The organism is uncultured Corynebacterium sp. (genome assembly GCF_902782855.1).
Lineage (GTDB): Bacteria > Actinomycetota > Actinomycetes > Mycobacteriales > Mycobacteriaceae > Corynebacterium.
Genome location: NZ_CACZOO010000201.1, coordinates 1 through 3,396, shown reverse-complemented (window position 1 = coordinate 3,396; position 3,396 = coordinate 1). Strand labels below are relative to the sequence as shown.

The window sequence follows — 3,396 nt, the reverse complement described above, 5'->3', positions numbered from 1 at the left end:
CTTGCCGACCCCGCCGTAGCGGACGTAGGTGTCCGCGATTTTTCCCCGGATCCAGTAGCCGTGGAAGACATCGGCACTGGCCGTGGGGGCTGTGACAGCGACAGAGGCGGCGATCACGCCGGCAGCGAGGACCGTGCGTGCAGCGCAGCGCAGCCCCCGGAGCCTGGAGAGGGAGAGAAGCGTCATAGAAGAGCACCTTACCTTTGGAGAGCATTTTCCAAGAGTTAACCCGTTCATCCTGGCCATACAGTCACGTTGCGAATCCCCCGGCAGCGAGAGAAACTACAGGTAGTGGACATGTTGACCGCTATGCCCCGCTCCACCGACCGAGGACGCACTCAGCAAACTGGCGATGCAACACGACATGTCAACATATCGACTCAGCCATCGTCTGTGCTTACACACAGCCGCACTCACTGTTCCCGCTAGCGCGGGCGTCCAGCAGCCAAGCCCTGCACCGCCCCGCTCGCCGGCTCAGGCGCCGGCCCGGAGGGCGGACCGCACCGGTGCCCTCACAACGTGTGGGGGTTGAGCCACCTGCGTGGCTTTATTGTCCGTGCCGAGAGGACTAGATTTGTCACTTCAGTCACACCACATCCCACACGCACCTAACGGAAGTCTTCGCTCGTCAGATGGCCCAGAAAACGCCGCCCGTCATTGTCCTGTCGGCCCAGGTCAGCGCACCGCCGGCACCCCGGTGGACCCCGCCGCCGACCGCTGAGCCGACGAAAGAGACAGCAACGGCACCCACCATCGTGCTGACCGCCCCGACAGGCGCACCACTGCCCCCGGGGGTGACACCTCCTGTGTCGGCGCCCGAGGCAGCAGATGTCGCTGCGCCCGACACGACGGAAGAGTCGGCGGATGACATTACGGCCCTCGACGACGCCGACGACCAGCCGACGGAACACTTCGCCGCGCAGGTTCCGGAGCAGGCCCCGGCCCCGGACTCCACACAGGAGCCCACCCCGTCAATCGAGCACGCTCCGTCGTCCATGTGGCCCGCGCAGCAGCCGGTCCCCGCAGCCGCAGCTGCCGCAGCTGCCACGGCTGCCGGGGCTACTGCCACCGCAGCGGCAGCCACAGAAGCCGCCGCAGAGCCCGAGGAGTTCGCCTCCCAGGCCGAGCCCGCCTTCACCGCCGAGGACCCGACCCCGGTCAAGCCGCTGAAGCCGGGCCGCATCCGCCGCGTCCCCGGGCTCGACGGCCTCCGCGGCATCGCCGTGCTCGCCGTGGTCATCTACCACTTCTTCGGCGACGCCCTGCCCGGCGGTTTCCTCGGCGTGGACATCTTCTTCGTCCTCTCCGGCTTCCTCATCACCGCCCTGCTCGTCCGCGAACTCGGCGCGAACGGCCGGATCAGTCTCAAGGAGTTCTGGCGCAGACGTGCCAGGCGCATCATCCCCGCGTCCGTCACCGTCCTCGTCGTCGCCACCGCCGTCGCCGGGTTCATCGGCGGAGACGTGCAGGTCGGGCTGGTCCCGCAGTTCCTCGGCTCCCTGTTCTTCGCGAACAACTGGGTGCAGATCTCCCAGTCGCACAGCTACTTCGCGGACACGACGCCGCAGATCTTCATGCACTACTGGTCGTTGGCGATCGAGGAGCAGTTCTACGTCCTCTGGCCGCTGATCTTCCTCGGCCTGCTGTGGGTCGCGCGCCGCATCGGTCGCGGCGACACCTCCGGCGACCGGGTGTTCCACCTGCCGGCCCTGTTCGCCACGGTCGCGGGCCTCGCCTCGCTGCTCGTGATGATCCTGCTGTACAACCCGGACGAAGACCCCAGCCGCGTCTACTTCGGCACCGACACGCACGCCTTCGGCCTGCTCGCCGGCGTGGTCCTCGCCCTCCTGGTCACCACCGCGTCGCCCAAGGCCGTGGACTCCTGGCCGCTGCTCAGCCCGACCAGCGCGGCCGGGATGCCGACCACGCGCTCCCGGCTGACCGGTGTGGCGGCGTGGACGCTCGGCTCCCTGTCCTTCCTCGGCCTCATCGCGATGCTCGTCCTGCTGCCCGACACCTCCCCGGTGACCTACCGCGGCGGCCTGCTCGGCGCGTCCCTGCTGACCGTCGCCGTGATGATGACCGTCCTGCGGGACGCCGGCCCCGTCGCGTTCCTGCTTCGGATCCGCCCGCTGCGGTACTTCGGTGAGCGCTCCTTCAGCCTCTACCTGTGGCACTGGCCCGTCATCGTCTTCCTCAAGGCACTGTTCAACGAACCCGGCGACGAGAAGCCCGTATGGCTGCTCGGCCTCATCGCCGTGGTCATCAGCATGCTGCTCTCCGAGGCGTCCTACCGCTTCGTGGAGAACCCGCTGCGCCGCCAAGGGTACCGCCGCGTCGTGCAGGCCATGGGGTCGACGAAGCTGCTCATCGTGCCGATCGGCATCCTCGTCATCGCCCTGTTCGCCGGCTCCGCGCTGGGCGGGTCACCGTCGAAGTCGGAGCTGGAACGCCAGCTCGACGAAATCGCCGAGCTGCAGAACGCAACTCCGCCACCCCCCGGTCCCGGTGCCGCCGGCGCATCCGCCGCCGGACTGCCGAAGGGGACCGAGATCACCGGTGTCGGCGATTCGGTGATGCTCGCATCCACCCTCGCGCTGCAGCAGCGGTTCCCCGGGATGACGATCGACGCCGAGGTCTCCCGCCACTACTCCGGCGGCGAGGGGACGATCCAGGCCATGGTCGACAACGGCACCATGGGCAAATATGTCGTCCTCGGATTCGGAACGAACGGGCAGGCCTTCCCCGGTGAACTCGACAAGATCCGCGGCATGCTCGGCCCGGACCGCACCATGATCCTCGTGGTGCCTTTCGGCTACGTCGACGGCATCCAGGATGCTGCGGACCAGGTCATCGCCTATGCAGCGACGAACCCGAACGTCTACCTCGCCCCGTGGTGCCAGCAGGCCATCGCCCACCCCGAGGACCTCATCGGCGACGGCGTACACCCCGACGAACAGGGCCAGCAGCTCTACACCGATGCGGTGGAGGACGCCCTGCGCCAGGCCGTCGCCGGCAAGCAGGACACCTCGATCAGCTGCAGGATGTAGCCCGTCCCCCGCTGCGGACGTTGTCGCGGGGGACCTGCTCCAGCGGCCGAAGCCGGGGAACAGCCGCTACAACTGTGCGGCGAGCTGCGGCGCAGCGGTGACCGGGTCTATGCCTGCGGCACGCAGGGCCTCGACCGCGCCCTGGGGGTTGGAGCGGAACTGGTCAGCGGTCGCCTGGGGGATACCCATCCGCACCGCGGCGGCGACCGTCGCGTCCGGGTTCTCGGCGAGCTTGTCGGCCGTCGCCTGATCCACACCGGCGCCGAGCAGGGCGTCCCGGATCGCGGGGTCGCCGGTCGCGGCGGGTGCCGGGGCAGCAGGTGCCGGGGCGGGAGCGGGGTCGCCG

The 3,396-nt window shown here is 68.8% G+C and carries 1 protein-coding gene and 2 pseudogenes; 1 reads left to right on the top strand and 2 read right to left on the bottom strand.

Going from position 1 to position 3,396, the window contains the following annotated elements:
- Positions 1-186, bottom strand: a pseudogene (locus QZV72_RS08685) (hypothetical protein); the annotation flags it as partial.
- 620 nt (positions 187-806) lie between these two features.
- On the opposite strand from QZV72_RS08685, the gene QZV72_RS08680 reads away from it, so the two are divergent.
- Entirely contained in the window at positions 807-3,050 is a 2,244-nt protein-coding gene (locus tag QZV72_RS08680) for an acyltransferase family protein (protein WP_297007400.1), read from the top strand.
- 66 nt (positions 3,051-3,116) lie between these two features.
- On the opposite strand, the pseudogene QZV72_RS08675 reads toward QZV72_RS08680, so the two are convergent.
- Positions 3,117-3,396: pseudogene (locus QZV72_RS08675) on the bottom strand (hypothetical protein); the annotation flags it as partial.